Genomic DNA, 200 nt, shown 5'->3' with positions numbered 1-200 from the left:
TTGTCATTGTTCTGCATGCTTGAGCTCCCGAATCTCGCCGGTGGTGGTCCCGTTGAAGTTGTAACCCGTATTCACCTGAGCGGTAGGCCGGGCCTCTACAACCAAGCCGTTTAGGCGGAACCGAAACAGCCGGCTGACCCCATGCACCACGACCACGTTCTGTTCGTTGTGCGCGTCCGCCAGGGTTTCGGTGCCATCGG

Annotated in this window: 1 pseudogene; it reads right to left on the bottom strand. The window is 59.5% G+C overall.

The window, feature by feature from the left end:
- Positions 1-3: 3 nt before the first annotated feature.
- A pseudogene (locus ABJ99_RS14515) lies at positions 4-200 on the bottom strand (conjugal transfer protein); the annotation flags it as partial.

The organism is Pseudomonas syringae pv. cilantro (assembly GCF_001293775.1).
Lineage (GTDB): Bacteria > Pseudomonadota > Gammaproteobacteria > Pseudomonadales > Pseudomonadaceae > Aquipseudomonas > Aquipseudomonas syringae_P.
This window is presented reverse-complemented; position numbering and strand designations above follow the sequence as displayed.